Source organism: Citrobacter sp. Igbk 17 (genome assembly GCF_028069775.1).
Taxonomy (GTDB): domain Bacteria; phylum Pseudomonadota; class Gammaproteobacteria; order Enterobacterales; family Enterobacteriaceae; genus Citrobacter.
Genome location: NZ_JANEWI010000089.1, coordinates 1 through 533, shown reverse-complemented (window position 1 = coordinate 533; position 533 = coordinate 1). Strand labels below are relative to the sequence as shown.

At 67.2% G+C, this 533-nt stretch carries 1 protein-coding gene; it reads right to left on the bottom strand.

Features of this window, described 5'->3' with window-relative positions:
- Window positions 1-533: MFS transporter (locus NNO08_RS22895; protein WP_271457608.1), on the bottom strand; the 533-nt coding region annotated here is incomplete at both ends.

Here is a 533-nt window from a genome sequence, read left to right as displayed (position 1 = left end):
TGCGTGACCCGACATGGTCCGACCAGCGGCCGACCGCGACCCGGCCCAGCGCCCCCAGCAGCTGCGATATGGTCACCAAGACACCGGCCTGCGCGACCGACCAGCCGTGGTGGTTGATCAGCCAGACCAACATGAACGTCACGGTCACCGTCTGCGGCATCATCAGCAACGCCGACGCCGCGTGTATCCGCCACAGGATCGACGATCCCCGATAAGGGCTGGCCAGCTCCTGTTCGGAGGCTTTCGTGCGGGATTTTCGCGGTGGGTCGACGATACCGAGCACGCTGGCCACCGCGGCCAACGTGCACACGACGGCGGGAAACATCAGCCCTGCGTGCACCCCGCGTTCGGCCAGTTCGGGTATCACCAACGCGCCGGAGGCGATGCCCAAAGGTTGTGCGGTCTGGCGGATTCCCATGGCCAGACCGCGTTGCTGGGGCGGGAACCAACCCGAGACCAGCCGCCCGCCGGCGCTGTTGCAACCACCGGCGGCCATGCCGCCGAGAAACAGGAAGACACCGATCCACAGCAGC